Source organism: Streptomyces sp. NPDC085937, assembly GCF_044540535.1.
Lineage (GTDB): Bacteria > Actinomycetota > Actinomycetes > Streptomycetales > Streptomycetaceae > Streptomyces.
In genome coordinates this window covers 50,920-69,278 of the sequence record NZ_JBITSH010000018.1, presented here as the reverse complement: position 1 = coordinate 69,278, position 18,359 = coordinate 50,920, and the positions used below count along the sequence as shown (strand labels likewise).

Below are 18,359 nucleotides of genomic sequence, written 5' to 3'. Positions count from 1 at the left end.
GGCGGACTGGGGGGGTGCTAGCGGGGCCGGTTCTCGCTGCGCTTGTTGACCTCGCGCAGCTCCCGGAGCATCCGCTCGCGGTCGGCGTCCGTCACGACGCCTCCTCGACGAGCCGCAGGTGCCGACGGGCCCCCGACGGCTTCTGCTTCGGCTTCGACGCGGGCTGGGGCGCGGCGACGGTGGCGGGGGTGAACCAGTGGCCGAGCCGCTGCCGGGTGACCGGGTCGAGGACCGTTACCAGCACGGCCGGCGCTTCGCCGTCCCACGCGGGCAGACCGTCCACGATCTCCTGGGCGCGCGCCTTCAGCAGCTGCAGCCGCTCCCGCTCGCCCGCCATCACTCGCCGCCGATCAGGTCGAGGCGGCCGGCGGCGGCGAGGGTGGCGCGGGCGCCGGCCATGAGCTCCTCGGCGTGCGCCAGGTCGTCGGCGTCCAGGTCGGACATGTGGCCGGACTCGGCGCGGGCGGCGAGCTGCACGGCGTGCACGGCGGCCGTCTCGTACACGGTCACGGCCTGCACGACGGGGAACGCGGAGTGAAGGCGGGCCAGCGCCGGCATCGCGGCGGTGGGAAGCGGGGCGGTGTCGCCCGCGTGATCGGCGCTCGTGGGCGCCTGTACGATCTGCGTAGCCACAGGATCTCCTCGTTAGAACCTGGTGGTGAGGGCCGGCCTGCGAGGTAGGAGTCGCGGTGTCCGGCCCGTCTTCTTTTGTGTGCCGTCCGCGGGCTGGGCCCGGTAGGAGTGGACGACGCTTGGCGTCCTCAAGCGCGTGCTTGAGGACTGACTTCGACGGTAGACCCTTCCTGATGCGCCGTCAAGCGCATGCTTGAAGTCGCATCCGAACGGGCCTACTCTCGTCCCATGACCCCTTCTCCGGACGACGCCCGCCGCACGCTGATCGCCGCTCTCGACGCCATCAGCGACCCTGCCGAGCGACTCCGAGAAGCCGCCACCCAGGAAGAGCAGTTGAAAGTCGAGTTCAAGGAACTGCGCGCGCGCATCGCCCGCGAGCTCAAGAACGACCGGACCTGGGACCAGGTCGGCGAGTACTTCGGAGTCACGGGCTCGCGCGCAGAGCAGATCTCCCGCGCTTCCCGGTAGGCAACGAGTTCTCATGCCGTCCAGCCAACGCGCTTCGCGCGCGCGGCAGAAGGACACCGCCCTGACACGACAGCGACATAGCGAGCACGGCTAGACACCGGGGCGACACCAGGTCGCCACGAGCACGCCAGACCCGAGCGCAGCGAGCACGGGAGCCCCCACAGTGGACATCGGTACATGGACAGGCCGGACGGCGTGCCTCCTGCAGGAGGCCATGCGGATGACGAACGAGGCGTTCGCTGAGCGTCTCGGGATTTCCCCGCGCACCGTCAGCCGGTGGCACAGCTCGCCCGGCATGGTCCATCGCAGCGAGGTTCAGCAGATCCTCGACACGGCACACGATCAGGCGGGTGAGGCGGTGCAGCGACGATTCGCTCTCCTGCTGCGTCCGCCGGTTCCGCGCATGGAGGCGCAGGCGTTGCGGGTAGCGATCGCCGTGGTGCTGCGAGGGGAGGACGTCTTGCTGGTGTGCAGGCGCGGAGATGGGGAGCTGCGCTGGCAGTTTCCCGCAGGCATGGTGAAGCCGGGCGCCGACCCGGCCACCGTCGCCGTGCAGGAAACCCACGGGGAAACGGGGGTGCACTGCACGGTCCGCGAGGAACTGGGCGAGCGCGTCCACCCCGTGACCGGCGTCGTGGCCGCGTACTACCTCGCCGACCACCTGGCCGGCGACGCCGCGAACCTCGACCCGTTGGAGAACGTCGACGTGACCTGGGTGCCGCGCGCCAGCCTGACCCGCTTCATCCCGCAGGAGCAGATCTTTCCGCCCGTCCTGACCGCTCTGGAGGCGATCGCATGACGACCGAGACGACCACCGACAAGCCCGGCATCTCCGCCGCCATCATCGTCGCCGACGGCAAGGTGCTCATGGTGCGGCGTCGGGTGTCGGAGGGCGAGCTGATGTGGCAGTTCCCGGCCGGGCAGATCGAGGACGGGGAGGCCGCCGAGGAGGCGGCAGTACGGGAGACGGCCGAGGAGACCGGTCTGGTCGTCGCCGCGACGAAGCTCCTCGGGGAGCGGGTGCACCCGAAGACGGGCCGGCTGATGTCGTACACCGCCTGCCAGCCGCTGCAGGGCGAGGCGCGGGTCGCGGACGACGAGGAGCTCGACGCGGTCGCCTGGGTCGCCCACTCGGAGATCAAGGAGTACGTGCCCTACGGCCTGTACGGGCCGGTGCAGGAGTACCTCGACGAAGTCCTGCCGCACTGACGGTCACCCGTTCGGGTGACGGCCCGACATTCTGATCACGAACTTGGACTAGCGTCCGGACAAGCGAACGGCCGGGCGGTCATCACCCGCCCGGCCGGTTCGACCAGCGAGTCATCACCTCGCTGATCTGTAGCCCATCCCTCGCCAGAGAGAAGGTCTGTCATGAGCGTAGCGCAGGAGTCTCGTCTCAACCTGCTCGATACTCCGCTCCCCCAGCTGCTGGCCGCGTTCGATGTGGAGCTGGTGGAGTCGGCGATCTCCGACCGTGGCTTCTTCGGCGCGCTGGTCGAGCGCCGGGACGGCTCGCGGATCCTGTCGATGCCGGTCGGCCGGTCGGAGTTCGAGCGGGACACGGCGGCGCGGATGCTGCTGGCCGAGGGCCTGGGCCTGTCGGCTCCGCCGGTGCCGGCGCCACTCGAGGTGTCGCGCGCCTGAGCGCAGCGAAGGGCCCCGACCGCTGGATGCGGTCGGGGCCCTTCGCTGTTCAGTGCTTGGCGTTGGCGTGCCGTCGGTAGTAGTTGGCGCCGCTGGTGTGGATGGCGGCACGGTAGAGGTCCGCGTAGGTCCGCCTGGTCAGCCGTCTGGCTTGGCGGGCGGTGCGGATGGCGTAGGCGAGGGCGATGGTCGCCATGGCGAACGCGATGCTGGCGAGGATCACGCGGCTCTCCTTTCGGCGAGGGGCAGCCGGAGTGCTTCTGAGTGCCCGTACTGGGTGGAGCAGGCGGGGCAGCGGATGCCGGCGGTGTCGAGGGTGACGCGGAGCGTGTGCCCGCACGAGCACTGGACGCCTATCCGCCGGGGCGGCTTCTCACCGCCGGTGGCGGTCTCGCACTGCCGCCGCAGCTGGGCGACCTCCCGGAAGAACTCGTCGAAGGCGCCGTGGGCTTCGGCCGCCCACGGGAGGAGGACGCGGAGCCGCTTGACGGCCTGGTCGCACTGCTGCTGGAGGTCGCCTTCCCAGCGGGGGTGCCGGTAGCCGAGCGTCTCGTGCCAGTCGACGAGCCACGTCTGGAGGATGGTGACGACGCCGCCGCGGGCCGCCAACGACAGCGGCTCGAGGCGGACGGGCAGGGGGGCGGTGCGGCTGCCGGAGACGACGGGCCCGCCGCTGCTGCTGCCGGGGCGGAGGCTGCGGTTGAGCCGCGCGTACAGGCCGTCGGGCCCGGCGAGGGCGCGCAGGTTGAGGTCGACGCGGTCGGTGCAGGGACGGCAGGCCTGGTGGCCGAGTTCGTTCTCGTACAGGTTCCCGTGGCAGATGGTGCAGGCCGGGGCGGGTGCGTCGTCGTACATCACGGCGGCTCCTTGTGCGGTGGTGCGGTGGGTTGGGCGGTGTGGCTATTCGCCGTGCTTCTGGAGGGGCCAGAGCCGGTCGGCTTCGGCGCATTCGGCAACGGTCGGGCCGGCGTTGTGGAGGTGGAGGTGTCGGCCGGGGTTGATGAGGCAGGTGTCTGGGTCGACGCCCTCACAGTTGGTGCAGGAGTGCGCGAGGCTGTCAGCGCCCGCCTGAGCGCCCGTCAGCGGCTCGGACGGACCGAGACCCGCCGGACCCCCTTCCGGGCGCTCCTGCGGCCCCTCAGGGGCTTCCTGGTCGGTCATGCGGCTGCCTCCTGCGTCTGGTTGGCGGTGGCGATGGCGGTGAGGTCGGCGAGGGTGATGTGTCCGTGGTAGATCGCGAGGGCGACGGCGTGGGTGCGGTCGCGGGCGCCGAGCTGCCGGTACGTCTCGCTGAGATGCCGGTTGACGGTGTCGGGGTGGATGCCGAGCCGGACGGCGATACCGGCGTTGGTGTTGCCGGCCGCCGCGAGGAGCAGCGTCTGCCGCTGCCGGACGGTCAGCCCCCTCACGGCCGGCCTCCCTGCCGCGGGAGTCGCCCGCCCACACCGCGCTTGACGCGTCCGTCGGGGGTGAGCTTGCCGTCGGCGGTGGCGAGCATCCGCACCGCCCGGTCCAGCACCCCCTCGGGGAGTTCGCCGGGGTAGCAGCGGCGGAGGACGTCGGTCGCCCACTCGGACAGGGCGGGGCGGATACGGGCCGGGCGGGTCACGTCTCGGCTCCGTCCTGCCGCGCCCCGGCGGCGTGGTAGTAGCGGGCGCAGGCGCAGCGCGGGACGGTGCATCCGGTCTCTCCGCTGCTGTGCCAGTTCAGGGTGTGGTTGCAGGCGTCGCATGGGGTGGTGAGGTACACGTTGGGCGTTTCGGTTGCCGTCTCGTCCTGCTGCGTCTCGGCGGCGGGTTCGTCGGGCGTGTCGAGTTCGGCGAGGCGCGCGGCCTGCTGGTCGGGGGTGAGTGCGTGCCATGCGGCCCGGTGGCGTTCGCGCAGGGACGGCTGGGGCGGCTCGGTTGCCGTCTCGTCGGCCATGCGGCGCAGCCGGTCGGCGATCTCGCAGTGGCAGACCTCGGTCGCGGGTTCGACGCATCCGTGGTCGGGGCAGTGCTCGACGATCCAGTCGGCTTCGCGGAGGACGGCGGTCCGGTCGGTGGTCGGCAGCACCGCGAGCACCGCGTCGGCGTCGAAGCCGTAGGCAAGCCGGTCGTCCGGGTGAGCGTCCGCCCACTGGTAGCCCGGGTTGTTGCACTCGTAGATGGCGGCGGCGATGCGATCGCGGAGTGCGGCCCGGTTGGTGGGTGGGGCCACGGCAGCAGACACAGCGGCGGGCGCGTGGTGCGGGCAGTCCTGGCCCCGCTCCCAGCCGCTGATCATGTCGATGGTGTCTGTCGGCTTCAGGTGGCGCGGAGGGTTCGTCTGCTGGGTGAACGGGATGCAGGTGCAGCCGTCGACGCCGAACATGGGCTGGGTCTGGTGGGTCATCGTGGTCTCCGGGTGGTGGGGCCGCCCCGCGGCTATCGGGTCGGCCGGACGGGTCAGATCAGGCAGAGGCGGTCACGTCGGCGAGGAGGTCGGCGTCCGGCTTCCACAGGCCGAGCGCACCGTTCCGAGCCACTGCACTCTGCAAAGGGCGGACCTCCGCGAGCTCCCAGTGCCACTGATCCGCGAACCCCCAAGGCGCACAGCAGCCGTCAGCGGCCTCGTGGCAGCCGACGAGCTGCGCGGTGGCGATGACTGCGGCGAGGGCAAGGGTGGGCTGAGGCTTGTAGAAAGCGCTGGGCACCAGCCTGCGGGCGTCCCAGAAGTTGCCGGAGCCGCCGAGCTCGTCGAAGCGGATGGCTGCGTCTCGGCTGTAGCGGACGATCGGAACAGTCCGATCGGCGGTGACACCGGCGTGGATGAGGAGCGTGCCGCGGTAGTTGGTGCGTCGGCTGCGGTTTTCGACGGTCTTGAAGCCCTCAGCGATGGCGAATGCCCAGGGCTGCTTGATGGTGAGGCCGCGGACGGCGGTGAGGGTGGTGGTCATGGTGGTGCCTCTCGTGTGGTGGGATCGGATGGCCGCCCCGTGGTGGGGGCGGCCGGACGGGTCAGGCAGAGGCGGGGTCGTAGCTCAGGCAGTCGCACAGCAGGCACCGGCCCGCGTCCGGCTGGTGGTCCGGCTCGATGTGCGTGCAGCTGCTGCACGGCGTGTACTCCGGGCCTTCCGGCGGCGGGAGCAGCGTCCCCTCGCGGTGCTGGAGTTCGGCCCGCAGGAGGCCGACGACGGCAGGCAGGGCGTCGTCGGGCTGGGCGGGGCGGAAGCGGGCGGCCTGCTCGGCGTGCCGGGTGGCGAGTCCAAGAGCGGTGCGCAGGACTTCGGTGGGCTCGGCGGCGAACGGCCGGACGGCGGGGCTGGTGGTCATGGTGGTGCCTTTCTGGTGGGATCGGATGGCCGGTCAGGCGGAGGCGGGTTCGTCGGCTTCCCACAGAGTTCGCGGGATGAGTTCGGTGCCGGTCGCGTGGCGAGGGCGGGAAGGCCGGTCCCATCCGGGGCGCGCCGGGCGCTCGGCCAGGACGCGCCAGCCAGCAGCCCGCAGGCTCGCGCCGGTCTCTCCGGCCTGCGTGTACGTGATGAGCCGCGTGTAGCCGAGGGCGAAGGCTGCGCGGCGGCAGGCGCCGTACAGCAGGGAGCAGGCGTTGCGGGTGCCGTCGGTCGCGACGCGGGTGACTTCGAGGGTCTGGCCGTTGTCGTACAGGCGGGCGACGGGCCGGCCGACTATGGCCACGCCGCGGAGGGTGCCGGTGTCGTCGGCTGCTCCGACGGCGAAGACCATGCCGACGGGCGGCGGGTGGTGTCGGTGCCACATGGCGACGTAGGCGGCGGCGTCGCGGAAGCGGACCGGCACCAGGTGCAGGGTCATGCGCGTTGCCTCTCGTGTGGTGGGATCGGATGGCCGGCCGCCCCGATAGCCGCGGGGCGGCCGGTCCTTGCGTTCACGGGGTGCGGTGCTCAGCGAGGGCGTCGGCGACGGTGTAGCCGCGGTACGTCAGCGACGGCGCGACCTCCCGGGCGATCCACAGCGCCGTGTCGTGGTCGAAGGTGTGGGCCTGCTTCCACGCGGCCTCGGCGGCGTCGTCCTCGCCGTGGTCGGGCTCGTACTCCCAGGCGCCGTCGACGCTGTAGTGCCGCAGGCCGTGCCGGACGGACCAGCGGTCGCCGCCCGCGTACTTGACCTGGACAGTGAAGGTCCAGCGGTCGGTGTGGCCTTCCGGGAGGCAGGAGACGACGTAGCCGGTCGCCTGGACGTAGGGCTCGGGCTGGCCGGGCTGGACGTGGCCGAGCCCTTCGCGGATCTCCCGCATGGTCATTGCGCGGCGCGGCTGCTCGGGGCTGCTGGTCATGGTGGTGCCTTTCTGGTGGGATCGGATGGCCGGCTGTCCCTGTTAGCGGCAGGGACAGCCGGTGCGCCGTGTCATGCGGCGGCCAGGTCGGCGGGCGCCTGGACGGGGATGCCGGTGGCGGCGGACACGATGTGCGCGGCCAGCAGCGGCGGGACGGCGTTGGCTATCTGCAGGAACCGCTTCGACTCGCTGCCGTGGAACGGATGGTCGGCGCGGAATCCCTGAAGGACGGCGGCCTCGGCGAGGAGCAGGGGGCGCTTCTCCAGGTCGTCGCGGCCGTCGACCTTGACCCACTGGAAGTCGTGTCGGGCATGGCCGGCGACGAGAGTCCCGGCGGGCTGGTCCAGGCGCCGCACGGTGGCGTTGGACCGCTTGCCCTGGCGCAGCACCCACCAGGAGCGGGCCTTCTCCGTGAGCGTCCACGACGGCTGATCGCATGGGAACTCGTTGCCGCCCTGCGTCTTTCGCTCGCCGCGGGTGTTGATTCGAAGGCCGGGCTCCAAGCCGAGGACGTCGGCCATGGACACCCACGGCAGGCGGGCAATGCCGAACAGGTCGGTGTCGGTGTTCTCGCCGTGCGTGGGCTCGGGTGCGGTGACCGGCCGGACGCGGGAGGCGATGAGGATGGCGCGGCGCCGGGTCTGCGGCAGGCCATAGTCGGCGGCGTTCACCACGCCCACCCAGACGCTGTATCCCCAGCTGCGCAGGATAGCGGCGTACTGCTGCCACAGCGGAAGGACGGCAGGCACCTGCTCCAGGCACACCCACTCAGGGCGCAGGTCGTGCAGCCAGCGCATGGGCTCGGCCGCGAGGATCGACTTGCTGTCCTTGCACGCGCCGGCCAACTGTGCGCGGGTGTCGCGTCCGTGTGCCAGGTCGTGGACGCCCTGGTAGACGAGCGGCAGGTCGACGATCCCGCCCTGCTTGCCCGCAGCCGAGAACGGTGTGCAGACCGGGGAGCCCTTCAGGCCCTTGATGTGGCTGGCGAAGGGGCGGGTGGGGTACTGGGTGACGTCGCACTGGATTGTTGCGTGGCCAGCTGCCTTCGCGGTGCGGACGGCGTCCGTGTCGAGCTCCAGGCCGATGTCGGTGAGGCCCAGCAGGCGCAGGCCCTCGGACCAGCCGCGGGGGCCAGCGAACAGGTCGACGATCACGCGGCCACCCCCAGCCGCAGACCGGCCCCGCAGAACCAGTCCATCAGGGTGAGCTCGTCGTCGTGGCGGTACATCAGGCGGCGTCCTCTCGGCTGGTGCGGGCCGCGGCTCCGTCGATGACGCGGAGCTTCGGCCGGCGGGGGCGGGCGGGGGCGAGGGCGGCGAGGAGTTCGGCGCGGTGGGCGGCCTGCTCTTCCGCCGTCCAGGCGGGCGCCGTTTCGGCATGCTGCTGGGTGGTGGGGCGGGCGCGGCCGAAGGTGCCGGTCGGGACCGCCTCCGCCATCAGCCGCTCGTAGGGGGTCACAGGTCGACTCCCGTCTCGGCGGCGAGCCAGGCCCGGTGCGCGGCGCGGTCGTAGGGGCCGGCGGCGTTCCACTCGGCGGTCGCCTTGGCGGCGGCCTCCTTGCGCCAGCCGCGGTGGTTGGGCCGCGGGTAGAGCTCGCCGTCCTGCCAGCTGTCGCCGCAGTGACAGCAGGTCATCGTCGTGCCGTACCAGGCCTCGTCGTGGAAGACCATGCGGCGGCGGGTCTTGCAGGTGGGGCAGGACCAGATGCGGCGGATGGTGAAGTACCTGGCCCTGCAGACGATCACGTTCATGCGGCGGTCTCCTCGGCTTCGGTGTAGCGGCGGGCGTGGACGGTGAAGCGGGCGCGGCCCTCGTCGTGGCAGGGGGTGGTGGGCTCGACCTGGCACTCGGGGCAGCAGGCGACGGTCTGCGCCCACGCGGATACCCGCTGCGGGTGGGGCTGGGTCATGACCTGGTTGCGGGTGCGGAGCACGCAGGGCCGGTGGGCGGCGGCCCCGCAGTGGGGGCAGGCGACGGCGCGGGCCGGGTGCTGCTTGGCGCGGAGGGTGTGCCGGATCGACTCGGGCATGGAGGCGGCGGGCTGGCGGGTGGTCATCGGGTCTCCTTGGGCGGGCAGTTGCCGCAGTCGCAGGGCTGGTCGGGGAAGTGCTCGGTGTTGCGGTAGTGGCGGACGGCGGCCTCCCAGACGGCGGGCGGCAGGTCCCATTCGGGCGGGCGGCCGGGCGGGTGGGTGCCGGCGGGCCAGGCGCCGGGCCGGTGTCCGGGCGGCCGCGGCGCGGCCGGTGGCGGTGCGGGGTCGCGGCGGGCTTTCCCGGCGGCGATCTGCTGCCGCATGAACGCCCGCAGGTCGGCGCCCCCACCCTCGGCGCGCATCGCCTTGACGTCCTCGACGTCGGGCTCCCAGTCGGCGGTCACGACGCCTCCTCGACGATGTCGGCGTCGTGGATCTCCTGCTCGGCCTGCAGGCGGGCGAGCGCGCGGGCGGACGCTTCCCGGATCCGCTGCTCTTCGGCAGCCCGCTCCTCCGGGGTCTGCTGCGGTTCACCGGCGGCGGCCCGGAGGCGGGCGGTGTGCGGCTTGGCGAGGGGCCGGCCGAGCGGGTGCTTCCTCGTACCGTGGCTGGACTTGCAGGGAAAGCCGATCTCCGCCTTGCACGCGGGGCAGACGACACCCAGCGGCCCGGACCGGCGCACCGTGTCCGCGAGTTCAGCAGCGGGATCGTCGTCGCTGTCGGGGACCGCGCGGTTGCCCTGCCAGCCGCGGGCTTCGAGCTCGGCCATGAACTCGCGGGACGGTCCGCCCTCGAGCGCCGGGCGGTTGGTGGGGGCGGCTATGCGGCCGGAGGCGATGGCCTGGACCTGGCCGCGGTAGCGGGCGAGGTACTCGGCGGTGGTCTCGTCGGGCAGCGGCTCGTACTGAAAGTTCTCCAGGCGGGCGTTGCGGATCTTCGCGCGGAGGGTGCGGACGTGGTGGGGCAGGATCCACAGCCGCTCGTTGGGGTTCTGCGGCGGGGTCGTGTAGTAGGCGGCGACAGCGTCGCGGGTGTCCTGGTCGAACGGGACGTCCGCGAGGGCGGCAGCCCAGGACTTGGCGGCTGCGAGGGAGGGCTGCCGGTTGTCGAATCCGGAGCAGTGCGCGAGGAGCGCGGCGGCTTCTTCGGCGTTCACGCGAGGTCTCCTTCCTGGCGGAGTTGTTCGGCGATGGCCATCCAGCCGGCGACCTTGGCGTCGGTGCCGGTGAGCTGCTGGCCGTTGGGGAGGGCGATGACGTTCGAGGGGCGGGCGGCGCGCTCGGACGCGAACTTCGCGGAGCGGCGGACCCACTTCTGAAACTCGTCGTTCCAGTTGCGGCGGGTCTGGCCGGTGGAACGGAAGTGGCTCAGGAACTGGGCGGCTTCGTAGTCGGCGTCAATGCCTGCACCGAAGGTGTTGAGCACCCAGCGGCGGAGGCCGTCGCCGAGGGCCCATCCGTCGCTGTCGATCGGGGAGAGGGCGCCGAAGGCGTCGCGCTCGGCTGCACTACTACCGTCACTCTCCCCATCTACATCAGCCATAGATATGGGGTTCGGGTCGGGTCGGGTCGGGGCGTCGTTAGTAACGCCGTTACGAACTTCGCTGGCCTGGGCTTCTTCGTTCTGAACGGCACTGCTTCGTGTCGCCGTCGTGTCGCCGTCGTGTCGCCGTCGTGCTTCCGTCGTGTCGCTGTTCTGCGTTTCGTCGTCTCGCGTAACGCCGTTACTACGGGCGTTACGGTCGCTGTCGTTGGGCGGGGTCGGCTTGCCGTTCTTGCGGCGCCGGAACCGCTCCTGCCGTTCGGCGTTCTTCTTCCGCTCGAGCAGAACCTGTTCGCGGGACGGGTTGTAGTCGAGGTAGTCGTGGATGACCCACCCGTCTTCGGTGCGGTCCCACAGGCCGGCGTCCTCGAGCTGCTTCGCGGTCGCCTTGACGCCCCGCACGCGGGTCACGAGGGCCAGCTCACGGTCGGCGATACGCCCGTCGGTGAGGTTCTCGGCGCACCAGCAGATCGCGGACACGTGCAGCCGGAACGCCCGATCCGACAACAGCGCGATCTTCCGGTGGGAAGGAAAGCGGTCGTCGAGCTTGACCCATGGCATAGAAGGCTTCTCTCGTTATTGCTGGTCGGAAGAGGTCTGAAGGTGTTTGGGCATGCGTGATCACGCCTCTCTTCAGGGCGGTTCTTCGTGTCCACTAGTGTACACTTGGGTACGCAGGTGTCCATCAGCTACCCTGGGTGTATGCCTGCGAACACAAGCGCTGAGATCGGCATCCGCGAACTGCGGGCGTCGCTGTCCGACGTCGTCAACGAGACCGCCGTCTACGGCCGCGTCACCTACGTGACCAGCCGCGGCCGGCGCGTAGCCGCGATCGTCCCCGTGCCTGACGCGGAAGCCATCGAGGCGAAGAAGCAGCCGGAGGGCAACGACTCCCCGGCCTGACCGAGGAGACTCCGCGTGTACCTGGACGACCACCCCACCGCGCTGTACCGGTTCTTCGATGCCGACGGCGCGCTGCTGTATGTCGGGATCACCTACGACACTGAGCAGCGCTTCGCCTCGCACAGGAACAGCTCGCCGTGGTGGCGGGACGTAGCCAGCGAGAGCATCGAGTGGCACGACACGCGCACCCTGGCCCTGGCGGCAGAGTCGAAGGCCATCAAGGCCGAGCGCCCCAGGCACAACGTGAGCGGCTCGCCCTGGGCCCCCGGCCCGCGCGAGCTGAGTCCGGAGGAGAGGACGATGGGTGAGCTGCGGTCCAACGTGACGGAGCTTTGCGCTCAGGTCCGCTACCTCAACACCACGTTCGTCGTGGTCGATCGCACCAAGGCGCGCCGCCCCATTGCCGCGCTCGTCCCCATGGACTTCTACGAGCGCGCTCTTGAGGCGCTCGGCGAACGCGCCGTGCCGGCCGAGTCCGACGACTGACATCTCCCCTCCTCCTCTCTTCTTGCTGGGCCCCGCCGTGTGGCGGGGCCTTTGTCGTGCGGTCAGGCAGCCAGTTCGGTGGCGGCTGCGGGGTGGCGTTTCATGGCCTGCTGCAGGTGGTTCTTGGTGACGCCGAGCCGTTCGGCGGCCTGCTCGATGTGGACGTTCAGGCTGAGGAGTTCGCGGGCGTCGGCTGCCAGTGCGGCTTCGCGCTGGGAGGCCTCGGCGCGGGCCCGGAACTTGGCCTGGTTGAAGGCCCGGTTGTCGAGGTGGGCGTGGGCTGCGAGCCATGCCTGGTGCGCCTGCTCGCAGCGGGCGCAGGTGGGCAGCTGCTGGTTCTGGTGGATCCACCAGCCGCGGTCGGTGCCGCAGTGCCCGGTCCATTCCGGGTGGGCGTTCGGGTCGTCGATGGTGTCGTCGTCCCAGGTGCCGGGAGGCGCGTAGTGGTTGTCGAGTGCGTGTCGGATCACCCGCGTCCGGGACCGGCCGGCGGGGGCGGGCGTCTGGGACAGCTGGTCGTACAGGCTGTTGATGCGGCGGACGAGTCCGTAGCGGACGGTGGGCTGGACACCGCTGGCGATCTTCTGGATGCGTGCTTCCGCAGTGCCGATGCGCTGCGCGATCTGGCGGCCGGAGTAGCCGATCGCGGAGAGGGCTTGGAGACGGCGCCGGGGCCCGGTGGCGTCGATGTACATGCCGGGGCTAGGTTCTGCGCCCGGCGCGACGGCGAGGATCTTGTCCTGGGTGGTGCGGTTGATCTCGGTGCGCTGGCCGCTGATGAGGAGTTGCAGGCCGCGGTCGTCGCATCCGGTCGTGGCCTGGATCTGGCTCCAGGACATGGTGACGCGGAGCTTGTGCAGGTGTTCGCGTGCGGCGGTGGCGTCGACTCGCGCGGCCCGGCCGAGCTGCCGTGCGACGTTGAGGCGCTTGCGGGTCTTCAGCTTGGCTTCGCGGCAGGGCGGGCAGGGGCAGGGCGGGCGCCGGCCGGGGCTGCCGTTTCCGCGGGCGTAGGTTCCGTGCGGCGGGAGGGGCTTGGCGGTGGTCACGGTGTCTCCTTCCGGGTGTCGGCGTTCCAGGCGGCGGTGATGGTGTCGAGGAGGTCGGTGTCGGTGACGGGCTGGTTGTCGGCCGCGGCGGGCACGGGCTGGGTGAGGGCGTCGTCGATCTGGCGGTTGGCGCGGCGGAGGTGGTGCCGGGTGCTGCGGTAGGTCTGGCGGGCGAGCCAGGCGAGGGCGCAGACAGCGAAGCCGGGCCCGTAGACCAGGAGCAGGTCAAGGAAGCGGTCCTGCATCAGGCGGCCCTCCGCTGTGCTCGGGCGGCGCGCTGGTCGGCTATGGCCCGGCCCTTGTCGGTGAGTTCCCAGACGCTGATGCGGTGGCCGTGGGTGTTGGCCTGGGTGGAGGGCACCATGCGGCCGGTGTGGGCGATGATCCCGGCGGTGCGCAGCGAGTTGATGGCGGCGCCGAGGAAGCCGTGCCCCAGCTCGGGGAGCACGTCGCGCAGGTCGTTGCAGCTGAAGTCGTCGTGGCGCTGGCCGTAGTGGAAGACGGCCTGCTCGACGAGGAACTGGTCCCACGAGGACTGGTCGGCGATCTCCTCGAGGCGGAGGTCCTTCTCGGCGGAGGCGAGGCGCTCGGCGGGCGAGAGTTTGCGGGCCATGGTCGGCTCCTTCACGGTGTGGTGTGGTGGAGTGGTGCCGGGGGCCGGCCCTCTTGGGGTGGGCCGGGCCCCGGCGGCGGGCGGTTACTGCTGGTCGGGTTCGGGGGTCCAGTCGACGGAGTCGTCGATGGCGTTCTGGTCCCAGCCGCCGGGCTGGTCGTCGCGGGCGACGCTGTAGGCGGGCTCGTCGACCGCGGGCTGCGGCTCGGGCGTGGGGGCGGTGAGGGCGGCCACGGAGAGGGGCGCCTTCTTCGGCGGGAGGACTTCGCCGGTGGTGGTGCCCTCCAGCTCCTCGCTGACGTAGGGCATGCCGTGGAGGGCGTCGGAGGCGATCAGCCGGGACAGCTCGCCGGTGCAGCGGGCGACGAGCATGTTCTGCGGCTGCTTCTTCCACTGGTCCTTGCCGAGGAGCCCCATCTGGCGGGCGCGCTCGATGGTCCAGGTGACGGTCTGCCAGTTGTCGGAGCCGTTGCGGCGGCCGCGCATGACGCACTTCTCGGGGGTGGACTCGACGAGTTCGATCTCGTGGCCCTGCTTCTGGACGACGGCGCGCATGGCGTGCGCGCGGAGGGCGGGGGTGCCCTGGATGACGTCGATGGACTTGAGGGTGGCCATGGGCTTCAGTCCGAGTTCGGCGCCGGCGAGGATCGCGGCGGTGATGTCGCCGGGCTTGCCGCGGAGGGACTGGGGGACGAAGGAGGTGGCGGCGAGTTTCTGCGCCATCTGGTAGGCGAGGTCGGCTTCCTGGGCCCACTGCATGAGCGCGGTGCTGCCGTCGGTCGGCTGCGGGCCGGCCGGGGTGGTGGCGACGGCCTGCTGCTCGTCTCGGTGGGCGATCTCGTTTCCGGTCACTGCATGTACTCCTCGGTCTGGCGGATGACGTCCCAGGCGGGCAGGCCGATCTGGGGGATTTCGGTGACGGGCCCGGTCCAGTCGGGCCATTCGCCTCTGGCGGTGCAGTCGGCGTAGATGCGCAGGGCGCGCTCGTTGCGGGCGCGGCCGATCTCCCGCTCCTGGTCCTTCAGCTCCCGCACGGTGATCAGGTGGGGCGGGGTCTTGGAGACGAACACGAAGACGAAGCGGACGTCTTCGGGCTGCATGCAGGCCCAGATGCCGTCGGTGTAGAGGGCGTCCTGCTGGTGGTAGGCGTAGTCGCGGATGGCCTTCTGCACGGCCTGGGGGCTGGCGTCCTTCGTCGTCTTGAGGTCGACGGCGAGGGTCAGGCCGGGGAGTTCCTTCAGCCAGTCGGGGCGGACGCGGCAGCGGATGCCGGTGGCGGGGTCGGTCCAGTACATGGACCGTTCGGCGATGCCCTGTCCGGCGAAGAGGGGGCCGGCCTGCGGGTGCTGGCGGACGGCGGCGGCCATGGCCTGCACCTGCTCGTACTCGTGGCGCAGGAGCGGCACCTGACCCTTGGCGCGGGCGGCGTCCCGGGCCTTCTGCGACTTCACCGTCTGGTAGTTGTCGAAGTCGAGGACGGCGATCTCCTCGCCGACGCCGAGGACTTCGGTGTGGACGGCGTGCCCGAGGTCGAACTCCTTCTTCGACGCGGGCGGGTTGTCGCGGTCGTACCTGAACTGGGCGGGGCAGCCGGGCGGGAGGAGTGCGCGCAGCCCGGACGAGGAGACCGACGTCGTGTCGGCGTGGTACTCGTCGGCGGGCAGCCCGTCGACGATCCGCGGCGCCTCCACCTCAGTGGTGCTGGTCACGCCACGCCGTCCAGGGGCATCGGCGTGGCGCAGGGCTCGCACAGGTTGCCGTCTGCGATGGGCCCGTCGTCCTGCTTGCAGCGGGTGCAGCGGCCGGCGGCGATGTCCTTCAGCACCTCGATGCCGTTGTCGGCGTGCTGGGCGAGGAGGACGGCGCCCGCGTAGTCGGGGTACGCGGCGGTGAGCTTGGCCTTGTTGGCCATGTCGGCGCGGGCGATGAGGGTGATGAGGTTCTCGGTCCAGTCGCCGGCGGGGATGCCGCGGTGTCCGTAGTGGAAGAGGACGTGTGAGGCGACGTCTGCGGGGATGCTGGGGCTGCTGGTGTGCATGTGGTTCTCCTGCGGGTGTGGTTGGTGGGGGCCGCCAGCCCCGGACCTGGGGGTTGGAGGGGGCTGGCGGCCCTGGTGGCGGTCGCGGAGTGGGGGCTCGACGCGGCCGCCGGTCTGCGGTTGTCGGTCAGTCGCGGCGGGCCCAGGCGGGCACGTGCGCGGGGTTCGCGAGCGGCGACTCGTGGAGCGGCATCACCAGGTGCCGGCGGATCTCCTCGATGGGGATCTCCTGGGTGGTTGCCGCCGCCGACTCGGCCTGTGAGGCGATGTTCAGGCGGTGTTCGAGTTCGTCGACCTGCCGCTCGAGCCCTTCGACGATCTCGGCGTGGCGGGCGTCGATGCGGGCGATGACTTCCATGTGGCGGCGCTCCTGCTCGTCGAGCTGGAGACGCAGGCCCTTGATGAGGAGGTCGGCGCCGGCGCGGAGGGCGCGCTGCCGGTCGAGTTCGTCGATGGCCCGGTGCTTGCGTGCGGGCCGGAGGTTCAGGCGGACGGGCAGCAGGTCGGCGAGGCTCACTAGTCCTCCTGGTCGGGCTGGTTGCGGGTGATGTGGTCGGCGATGAGTTCGCCGGCCAGGAGCAGGAAGACCGTTCCGGCGCCGAGTAGCGGCGCTATGTAGATCACGACTCCTCCGCCCGCAGCTGGGCGGCGGCCGTGGCGAGGAGGACGACGGCGTCGTCCTTGTCCCGGCCGGGCCGGTCGTTCCACGCGACGACCGATGCCGCGTCGACGTGCTGCCGCAGGAGCTCCTCGGCGGCGGCGACGATGGGGCTGCCGCCGTAGCGGGGGGTGCCGTGCGCCGCCGTGTTGAGGGCGCCGATGACGTCGACTCGGCAGTCGGCGAGGGGCATGCCGGTGGCGGCCTGCCGCGTGTCGTACAGGTACCGCTTGCACAGGCCGTTACGGCCGATGATCGCGGCGGCCTTCTCCAGTACCTGGATGAGGTCGGTGCGGGTGATGGTGGTGGTCACTGGTCCCCCAGGAATGCGTCGTCGATGTCGATGAGCCCGGCCTGGATGGAGGCGATGAGGTCGGGGTCGGTGATCCAGCGGGGGACGGGTCGGGGTGTGATGCCGAGGCCGGAAAGCAGGCCGGGCACTATCACCGGGTCCGCCCCGTCCGGGGTGGGCGGCAGGTCCAGCGAGGCGGTCATAAGGCGACCGAGCCGGGGTCGAGTTCGGCGGCGTCGAGGCGGAGCAGGTACTCGCGGACCTGGCCGGGCGTCCACTGCTTCTCGTCGGGGCCGAACTCGCGGTGGGCTTCGGTCCAGACGCGGGCGAGGGCTTCCTCGACCACATCCGCCGGCCGCGTCGGCGACGCCATCACGACACCGCCTCGTCGGTGCGGCCCCACGTCTCCCGGTCGGCCGCGATGGCCTCCCAGTACGTGTAGAGCAGCTCGGCCCAGGCCGTGTCGCGCTCCGCCTCGGGCAGCGACTCCCAGGCGCGTCGGCCGATGTCCTCCGGGGTGAAGCCCTCGGGGCGGGCCGACAGCAGCTCCTCCTCGGCCTGCGCGAACATCGTCTGCAGCGGGGTGACCATGCGGACGCGGGACGTCACGCGGTCGAACTCGTCCAGCGGGTACTCGTCGAACGGCGTCAGGTCGCTCATGCCGCCACCTGCTTCCGGGCGGCGAGGTTCTGCAGGCCGTAGGTGCGGACCCGGTCGTAGCGGGCGACGCCCCAGACGATCGCCTGGCAGGCCCACAGGAACCACCAGTCGAAGTCCTGAAGCCGCATCTCCCCCATGTCGGAGAAGGTGAAGGTCAGGTCGCGAACCGGGGCCGTGTGCTTGTCGCCGGCCTTCCGGCAGTGGCTGCGGGCCTCCGCGGCGGCGACCGTGTAGGCGTCGGCCTCGAAGCCCCAGTCGCACGCCGAGCACTTGGCGAGGTACGCCTCGCCGAACCGGAACTCGGACAGGGCTCGGAGCGCCTCCCCCTCGTACTCGGTGTTGAACTCCGACGCGACGTGCTCGGCCCAGGCCGCAGCGATACCGGGGTAGTCATCCTCGACGGCCGTGAGGGTCTCGGTCACCTCGGCCTCGAACAGCTTCTCGCTGTAGGAGGTGGCGGCGTCGCGGCTGTTGGTCAGCTTCTCGGACCAGTAGCCGGGGTTGATGTTGAGCGAGCCGTCGCGGTAGATGCCGGAGCGGAAGAACTCGAACATGTCCGTCGTGCGGCGGAAGACGTAGCTGTCGCCGTCGCCGGAGAAGACGAGCTGGCCGGGCGTGGTGATCAGCTCGAACCAGTAGAAGGAGTGCTGCGGGTCGCGGAACAGCAGGTGCCGGTACAGGCCGTCGTCGTGGAGGACGGTCATCTGGTGGCCGGCGGTGTCAGCGGCGAAGCGGGCCGCGGTGTCGGTCTGAGGTGAGATCATGGACACGGTGGTCCCTTTCGTTGCGTGTTCTGGATGGGGATTGCCGAGGCCGGTCCCGTAGGCGCGGGGTCGGCCTCACTGCCGCTCAGGCGGCGACGCGGGCCGGCTTGCTCTGTGTGCGGCGGAGGCGGGCGATCTTCGACCGGTCGGCGGGGATCGCGCAGAGGGTGCGGATCTCGCGGATGTCGTCCTCGCTCAGCCACTTGGAGCGGCCCATGCGGGTGTGGGGGAAGCCGTGACGGTTCAGGCCGTCGAGGAGCCAGCGGTGGCCGACGCCCATGGCGCGGGCGGCTTCCTTCGGGTCCCGGTAGCCGTCGCGGCGCATCAGTTCGCCGATGTCGACCGTGTCGGGGGTGGGGGTGGACATG

The 18,359-nt window shown here is 71.3% G+C and carries 38 protein-coding genes; 6 read left to right on the top strand and 32 right to left on the bottom strand.

Annotated features, from left to right (window positions below; genetic code table 11):
- Positions 1 to 91: 91 nt before the first annotated feature.
- Positions 92 to 337 (bottom strand): hypothetical protein, encoded by a 246-nt coding sequence (locus tag ACIF8S_RS29365; protein WP_400003122.1) that lies wholly within the window; start codon positions 335 to 337, stop codon positions 92 to 94.
- Positions 337 to 633, bottom strand: a complete 297-nt coding sequence (locus ACIF8S_RS29360) for a hypothetical protein (RefSeq protein WP_400003120.1) — start codon at positions 631 to 633, stop codon at positions 337 to 339. Before ACIF8S_RS29360 ends, ACIF8S_RS29365 begins: the two co-directional genes overlap by 1 nt.
- A 228-nt stretch (positions 634 to 861) precedes the next feature.
- On the opposite strand from ACIF8S_RS29360, the gene ACIF8S_RS29355 reads away from it, so the two are divergent.
- From ACIF8S_RS29355 to ACIF8S_RS29340, 4 genes are all read left to right on the top strand, one after another.
- Positions 862 to 1,101, top strand: coding sequence for a hypothetical protein (locus ACIF8S_RS29355; protein WP_400003118.1), 240 nt, complete (start codon positions 862 to 864; stop codon positions 1,099 to 1,101).
- Positions 1,102 to 1,315: 214 nt separating this feature from the next.
- Positions 1,316 to 1,900 (top strand): NUDIX domain-containing protein, encoded by a 585-nt coding sequence (locus ACIF8S_RS29350; protein WP_400003116.1) that lies wholly within the window; start codon positions 1,316 to 1,318, stop codon positions 1,898 to 1,900.
- Positions 1,897 to 2,310 carry an NUDIX hydrolase gene (locus ACIF8S_RS29345; protein WP_400003114.1) on the top strand — a complete coding sequence of 138 codons (414 nt, stop codon included), beginning with the start codon at positions 1,897 to 1,899 and terminating at the stop codon, positions 2,308 to 2,310. The genes ACIF8S_RS29350 and ACIF8S_RS29345 overlap by 4 nt, the downstream gene beginning before the upstream one ends.
- Positions 2,311 to 2,472: 162 nt before the next feature.
- A complete protein-coding gene (locus ACIF8S_RS29340; RefSeq protein WP_400003112.1) occupies positions 2,473 to 2,745 on the top strand; it encodes a hypothetical protein in 273 nt (90 codons plus the stop codon).
- A gap of 49 nt (positions 2,746 to 2,794) precedes the next feature.
- Here the strand turns inward: ACIF8S_RS29340 and ACIF8S_RS29335 are convergent, their stop codons facing one another.
- From ACIF8S_RS29335 to ACIF8S_RS29255, 17 genes are all read right to left on the bottom strand, one after another.
- Positions 2,795 to 2,968: a hypothetical protein gene (locus ACIF8S_RS29335; protein WP_400003111.1), complete on the bottom strand. Its 174-nt coding sequence runs from the start codon at positions 2,966 to 2,968 to the stop codon at positions 2,795 to 2,797.
- Positions 2,965 to 3,600: a hypothetical protein gene (locus tag ACIF8S_RS29330; protein ID WP_400003109.1), complete on the bottom strand. Its 636-nt coding sequence runs from the start codon at positions 3,598 to 3,600 to the stop codon at positions 2,965 to 2,967. The genes ACIF8S_RS29335 and ACIF8S_RS29330 overlap by 4 nt, the downstream gene beginning before the upstream one ends.
- A 45-nt stretch (positions 3,601 to 3,645) precedes the next feature.
- On the bottom strand, positions 3,646 to 3,906 hold the full coding sequence (locus ACIF8S_RS29325; protein WP_400003107.1) for a hypothetical protein: 261 nt from the start codon (positions 3,904 to 3,906) through the stop codon (positions 3,646 to 3,648).
- Complete coding sequence (locus tag ACIF8S_RS29320; protein ID WP_359518908.1) at positions 3,903 to 4,154, bottom strand: helix-turn-helix transcriptional regulator; 252 nt, start codon at positions 4,152 to 4,154, stop codon at positions 3,903 to 3,905. Before ACIF8S_RS29320 ends, ACIF8S_RS29325 begins: the two co-directional genes overlap by 4 nt.
- Positions 4,151 to 4,354, bottom strand: coding sequence for a hypothetical protein (locus ACIF8S_RS29315; protein WP_210637185.1), 204 nt, complete (start codon positions 4,352 to 4,354; stop codon positions 4,151 to 4,153). Before ACIF8S_RS29315 ends, ACIF8S_RS29320 begins: the two co-directional genes overlap by 4 nt.
- On the bottom strand, positions 4,351 to 5,118 hold the full coding sequence (locus ACIF8S_RS29310) for a hypothetical protein (RefSeq protein WP_400003105.1): 768 nt from the start codon (positions 5,116 to 5,118) through the stop codon (positions 4,351 to 4,353). Before ACIF8S_RS29310 ends, ACIF8S_RS29315 begins: the two co-directional genes overlap by 4 nt.
- Positions 5,119 to 5,176: 58 nt before the next feature.
- Positions 5,177 to 5,662, bottom strand: a complete 486-nt coding sequence (locus ACIF8S_RS29305) for a hypothetical protein (protein ID WP_400003103.1) — start codon at positions 5,660 to 5,662, stop codon at positions 5,177 to 5,179.
- 61 nt (positions 5,663 to 5,723) lie between these two features.
- Positions 5,724 to 6,038: a hypothetical protein gene (locus ACIF8S_RS29300; RefSeq protein ID WP_400003101.1), complete on the bottom strand. Its 315-nt coding sequence runs from the start codon at positions 6,036 to 6,038 to the stop codon at positions 5,724 to 5,726.
- 33 nt (positions 6,039 to 6,071) lie between these two features.
- Positions 6,072 to 6,536 (bottom strand): XF1762 family protein, encoded by a 465-nt coding sequence (locus ACIF8S_RS29295; protein ID WP_400003099.1) that lies wholly within the window; start codon positions 6,534 to 6,536, stop codon positions 6,072 to 6,074.
- 73 nt (positions 6,537 to 6,609) lie between these two features.
- Entirely contained in the window at positions 6,610 to 7,017 is a 408-nt protein-coding gene (locus ACIF8S_RS29290; protein ID WP_400003097.1) for a hypothetical protein, read from the bottom strand.
- A 71-nt stretch (positions 7,018 to 7,088) separates the two neighbouring features.
- Complete coding sequence (locus tag ACIF8S_RS29285; RefSeq protein WP_400003096.1) at positions 7,089 to 8,171, bottom strand: DNA cytosine methyltransferase; 1,083 nt, start codon at positions 8,169 to 8,171, stop codon at positions 7,089 to 7,091.
- A gap of 73 nt (positions 8,172 to 8,244) precedes the next feature.
- Positions 8,245 to 8,475 (bottom strand): hypothetical protein, encoded by a 231-nt coding sequence (locus tag ACIF8S_RS29280; RefSeq protein ID WP_400003095.1) that lies wholly within the window; start codon positions 8,473 to 8,475, stop codon positions 8,245 to 8,247.
- The gene (locus ACIF8S_RS29275) at positions 8,472 to 8,768 is read right to left on the bottom strand and encodes a hypothetical protein (protein ID WP_400003093.1); all 297 of its coding nucleotides are present in this window, start codon (positions 8,766 to 8,768) and stop codon (positions 8,472 to 8,474) included. Before ACIF8S_RS29275 ends, ACIF8S_RS29280 begins: the two co-directional genes overlap by 4 nt.
- Positions 8,765 to 9,073 (bottom strand): hypothetical protein, encoded by a 309-nt coding sequence (locus ACIF8S_RS29270; protein WP_367470551.1) that lies wholly within the window; start codon positions 9,071 to 9,073, stop codon positions 8,765 to 8,767. Before ACIF8S_RS29270 ends, ACIF8S_RS29275 begins: the two co-directional genes overlap by 4 nt.
- Complete coding sequence (locus ACIF8S_RS29265; RefSeq protein WP_400003091.1) at positions 9,070 to 9,393, bottom strand: hypothetical protein; 324 nt, start codon at positions 9,391 to 9,393, stop codon at positions 9,070 to 9,072. The genes ACIF8S_RS29270 and ACIF8S_RS29265 overlap by 4 nt, the downstream gene beginning before the upstream one ends.
- Complete coding sequence (locus tag ACIF8S_RS29260; RefSeq protein WP_400003089.1) at positions 9,390 to 10,145, bottom strand: hypothetical protein; 756 nt, start codon at positions 10,143 to 10,145, stop codon at positions 9,390 to 9,392. The genes ACIF8S_RS29265 and ACIF8S_RS29260 overlap by 4 nt, the downstream gene beginning before the upstream one ends.
- A complete protein-coding gene (locus ACIF8S_RS29255) occupies positions 10,142 to 11,092 on the bottom strand; it encodes a hypothetical protein (protein WP_400003087.1) in 951 nt (316 codons plus the stop codon). The genes ACIF8S_RS29260 and ACIF8S_RS29255 overlap by 4 nt, the downstream gene beginning before the upstream one ends.
- Positions 11,093 to 11,233: 141 nt before the next feature.
- Between ACIF8S_RS29255 and ACIF8S_RS29250 the strand changes: the two genes are divergently transcribed.
- Both ACIF8S_RS29250 and ACIF8S_RS29245 read left to right on the top strand, forming a co-directional pair.
- Positions 11,234 to 11,434, top strand: coding sequence for a type II toxin-antitoxin system prevent-host-death family antitoxin (locus tag ACIF8S_RS29250; RefSeq protein ID WP_400003086.1), 201 nt, complete (start codon positions 11,234 to 11,236; stop codon positions 11,432 to 11,434).
- A gap of 15 nt (positions 11,435 to 11,449) precedes the next feature.
- The gene (locus ACIF8S_RS29245) at positions 11,450 to 11,920 is read left to right on the top strand and encodes a GIY-YIG nuclease family protein (RefSeq protein ID WP_400003084.1); all 471 of its coding nucleotides are present in this window, start codon (positions 11,450 to 11,452) and stop codon (positions 11,918 to 11,920) included.
- Positions 11,921 to 11,982: 62 nt separating this feature from the next.
- Here the strand turns inward: ACIF8S_RS29245 and ACIF8S_RS29240 are convergent, their stop codons facing one another.
- The 13 genes from ACIF8S_RS29240 to ACIF8S_RS29180 form a co-directional block, all read right to left on the bottom strand.
- Complete coding sequence (locus tag ACIF8S_RS29240; protein ID WP_400003082.1) at positions 11,983 to 12,966, bottom strand: hypothetical protein; 984 nt, start codon at positions 12,964 to 12,966, stop codon at positions 11,983 to 11,985.
- Positions 12,963 to 13,211, bottom strand: a complete 249-nt coding sequence (locus tag ACIF8S_RS29235; RefSeq protein WP_400003081.1) for a hypothetical protein — start codon at positions 13,209 to 13,211, stop codon at positions 12,963 to 12,965. The genes ACIF8S_RS29240 and ACIF8S_RS29235 overlap by 4 nt, the downstream gene beginning before the upstream one ends.
- Positions 13,211 to 13,579, bottom strand: a complete 369-nt coding sequence (locus tag ACIF8S_RS29230; protein ID WP_400003079.1) for a hypothetical protein — start codon at positions 13,577 to 13,579, stop codon at positions 13,211 to 13,213. Before ACIF8S_RS29230 ends, ACIF8S_RS29235 begins: the two co-directional genes overlap by 1 nt.
- Positions 13,580 to 13,663: 84 nt before the next feature.
- On the bottom strand, positions 13,664 to 14,431 hold the full coding sequence (locus ACIF8S_RS29225; RefSeq protein ID WP_400003077.1) for a hypothetical protein: 768 nt from the start codon (positions 14,429 to 14,431) through the stop codon (positions 13,664 to 13,666).
- Positions 14,428 to 15,288, bottom strand: a complete 861-nt coding sequence (locus ACIF8S_RS29220; protein ID WP_400003075.1) for a PD-(D/E)XK nuclease-like domain-containing protein — start codon at positions 15,286 to 15,288, stop codon at positions 14,428 to 14,430. The genes ACIF8S_RS29225 and ACIF8S_RS29220 overlap by 4 nt, the downstream gene beginning before the upstream one ends.
- Complete coding sequence (locus tag ACIF8S_RS29215) at positions 15,285 to 15,617, bottom strand: hypothetical protein (protein ID WP_400003073.1); 333 nt, start codon at positions 15,615 to 15,617, stop codon at positions 15,285 to 15,287. The genes ACIF8S_RS29220 and ACIF8S_RS29215 overlap by 4 nt, the downstream gene beginning before the upstream one ends.
- A 127-nt stretch (positions 15,618 to 15,744) precedes the next feature.
- Complete coding sequence (locus tag ACIF8S_RS29210) at positions 15,745 to 16,134, bottom strand: hypothetical protein (protein WP_400003071.1); 390 nt, start codon at positions 16,132 to 16,134, stop codon at positions 15,745 to 15,747.
- Between the two features lie 103 nt (positions 16,135 to 16,237).
- Positions 16,238 to 16,588 (bottom strand): hypothetical protein, encoded by a 351-nt coding sequence (locus tag ACIF8S_RS29205; RefSeq protein WP_400003069.1) that lies wholly within the window; start codon positions 16,586 to 16,588, stop codon positions 16,238 to 16,240.
- Positions 16,585 to 16,770, bottom strand: a complete 186-nt coding sequence (locus tag ACIF8S_RS29200; protein ID WP_400003067.1) for a hypothetical protein — start codon at positions 16,768 to 16,770, stop codon at positions 16,585 to 16,587. Before ACIF8S_RS29200 ends, ACIF8S_RS29205 begins: the two co-directional genes overlap by 4 nt.
- On the bottom strand, positions 16,767 to 16,940 hold the full coding sequence (locus ACIF8S_RS29195; protein ID WP_400003065.1) for a hypothetical protein: 174 nt from the start codon (positions 16,938 to 16,940) through the stop codon (positions 16,767 to 16,769). The genes ACIF8S_RS29200 and ACIF8S_RS29195 overlap by 4 nt, the downstream gene beginning before the upstream one ends.
- On the bottom strand, positions 16,940 to 17,227 hold the full coding sequence (locus ACIF8S_RS29190; RefSeq protein ID WP_400003064.1) for a hypothetical protein: 288 nt from the start codon (positions 17,225 to 17,227) through the stop codon (positions 16,940 to 16,942). The genes ACIF8S_RS29195 and ACIF8S_RS29190 overlap by 1 nt, the downstream gene beginning before the upstream one ends.
- On the bottom strand, positions 17,224 to 17,991 hold the full coding sequence (locus tag ACIF8S_RS29185; protein ID WP_400003062.1) for a hypothetical protein: 768 nt from the start codon (positions 17,989 to 17,991) through the stop codon (positions 17,224 to 17,226). Before ACIF8S_RS29185 ends, ACIF8S_RS29190 begins: the two co-directional genes overlap by 4 nt.
- Positions 17,992 to 18,076: 85 nt before the next feature.
- Positions 18,077 to 18,358, bottom strand: coding sequence for a hypothetical protein (locus ACIF8S_RS29180; RefSeq protein WP_400003060.1), 282 nt, complete (start codon positions 18,356 to 18,358; stop codon positions 18,077 to 18,079).
- Position 18,359: the final 1 nt, after the last annotated feature.

What these genes read in the sequence shown, in the direction of transcription:
- ACIF8S_RS29365 (WP_400003122.1), bottom strand. Translation starts at nt 337, where the DNA reads ATGGCGGGCGAGCGGGAGCGGCTGCAGCTGCTGAAGGCGCGCGCCCAG.
- ACIF8S_RS29355 (WP_400003118.1), top strand. Translation starts at nt 862, where the DNA reads ATGACCCCTTCTCCGGACGACGCCCGCCGCACGCTGATCGCCGCTCTC.
- ACIF8S_RS29350 (WP_400003116.1), top strand. Translation starts at nt 1,316, where the DNA reads ATGCGGATGACGAACGAGGCGTTCGCTGAGCGTCTCGGGATTTCCCCG.
- ACIF8S_RS29345 (WP_400003114.1), top strand. Translation starts at nt 1,897, where the DNA reads ATGACGACCGAGACGACCACCGACAAGCCCGGCATCTCCGCCGCCATC.
- ACIF8S_RS29340 (WP_400003112.1), top strand. Translation starts at nt 2,473, where the DNA reads ATGAGCGTAGCGCAGGAGTCTCGTCTCAACCTGCTCGATACTCCGCTC.
- ACIF8S_RS29330 (WP_400003109.1), bottom strand. Translation starts at nt 3,600, where the DNA reads ATGTACGACGACGCACCCGCCCCGGCCTGCACCATCTGCCACGGGAAC.
- ACIF8S_RS29325 (WP_400003107.1), bottom strand. Translation starts at nt 3,906, where the DNA reads ATGACCGACCAGGAAGCCCCTGAGGGGCCGCAGGAGCGCCCGGAAGGG.
- ACIF8S_RS29310 (WP_400003105.1), bottom strand. Translation starts at nt 5,118, where the DNA reads ATGACCCACCAGACCCAGCCCATGTTCGGCGTCGACGGCTGCACCTGC.
- ACIF8S_RS29305 (WP_400003103.1), bottom strand. Translation starts at nt 5,662, where the DNA reads ATGACCACCACCCTCACCGCCGTCCGCGGCCTCACCATCAAGCAGCCC.
- ACIF8S_RS29300 (WP_400003101.1), bottom strand. Translation starts at nt 6,038, where the DNA reads ATGACCACCAGCCCCGCCGTCCGGCCGTTCGCCGCCGAGCCCACCGAA.
- ACIF8S_RS29295 (WP_400003099.1), bottom strand. Translation starts at nt 6,536, where the DNA reads ATGACCCTGCACCTGGTGCCGGTCCGCTTCCGCGACGCCGCCGCCTAC.
- ACIF8S_RS29290 (WP_400003097.1), bottom strand. Translation starts at nt 7,017, where the DNA reads ATGACCAGCAGCCCCGAGCAGCCGCGCCGCGCAATGACCATGCGGGAG.
- ACIF8S_RS29275 (WP_400003093.1), bottom strand. Translation starts at nt 8,768, where the DNA reads ATGAACGTGATCGTCTGCAGGGCCAGGTACTTCACCATCCGCCGCATC.
- ACIF8S_RS29270 (WP_367470551.1), bottom strand. Translation starts at nt 9,073, where the DNA reads ATGACCACCCGCCAGCCCGCCGCCTCCATGCCCGAGTCGATCCGGCAC.
- ACIF8S_RS29255 (WP_400003087.1), bottom strand. Translation starts at nt 11,092, where the DNA reads ATGCCATGGGTCAAGCTCGACGACCGCTTTCCTTCCCACCGGAAGATC.
- ACIF8S_RS29250 (WP_400003086.1), top strand. Translation starts at nt 11,234, where the DNA reads ATGCCTGCGAACACAAGCGCTGAGATCGGCATCCGCGAACTGCGGGCG.
- ACIF8S_RS29235 (WP_400003081.1), bottom strand. Translation starts at nt 13,211, where the DNA reads ATGCAGGACCGCTTCCTTGACCTGCTCCTGGTCTACGGGCCCGGCTTC.
- ACIF8S_RS29230 (WP_400003079.1), bottom strand. Translation starts at nt 13,579, where the DNA reads ATGGCCCGCAAACTCTCGCCCGCCGAGCGCCTCGCCTCCGCCGAGAAG.
- ACIF8S_RS29215 (WP_400003073.1), bottom strand. Translation starts at nt 15,617, where the DNA reads ATGCACACCAGCAGCCCCAGCATCCCCGCAGACGTCGCCTCACACGTC.
- ACIF8S_RS29200 (WP_400003067.1), bottom strand. Translation starts at nt 16,770, where the DNA reads ATGACCGCCTCGCTGGACCTGCCGCCCACCCCGGACGGGGCGGACCCG.
- ACIF8S_RS29195 (WP_400003065.1), bottom strand. Translation starts at nt 16,940, where the DNA reads ATGGCGTCGCCGACGCGGCCGGCGGATGTGGTCGAGGAAGCCCTCGCC.
- ACIF8S_RS29190 (WP_400003064.1), bottom strand. Translation starts at nt 17,227, where the DNA reads ATGAGCGACCTGACGCCGTTCGACGAGTACCCGCTGGACGAGTTCGAC.
- ACIF8S_RS29185 (WP_400003062.1), bottom strand. Translation starts at nt 17,991, where the DNA reads ATGATCTCACCTCAGACCGACACCGCGGCCCGCTTCGCCGCTGACACC.
- ACIF8S_RS29180 (WP_400003060.1), bottom strand. Translation starts at nt 18,358, where the DNA reads ATGTCCACCCCCACCCCCGACACGGTCGACATCGGCGAACTGATGCGC.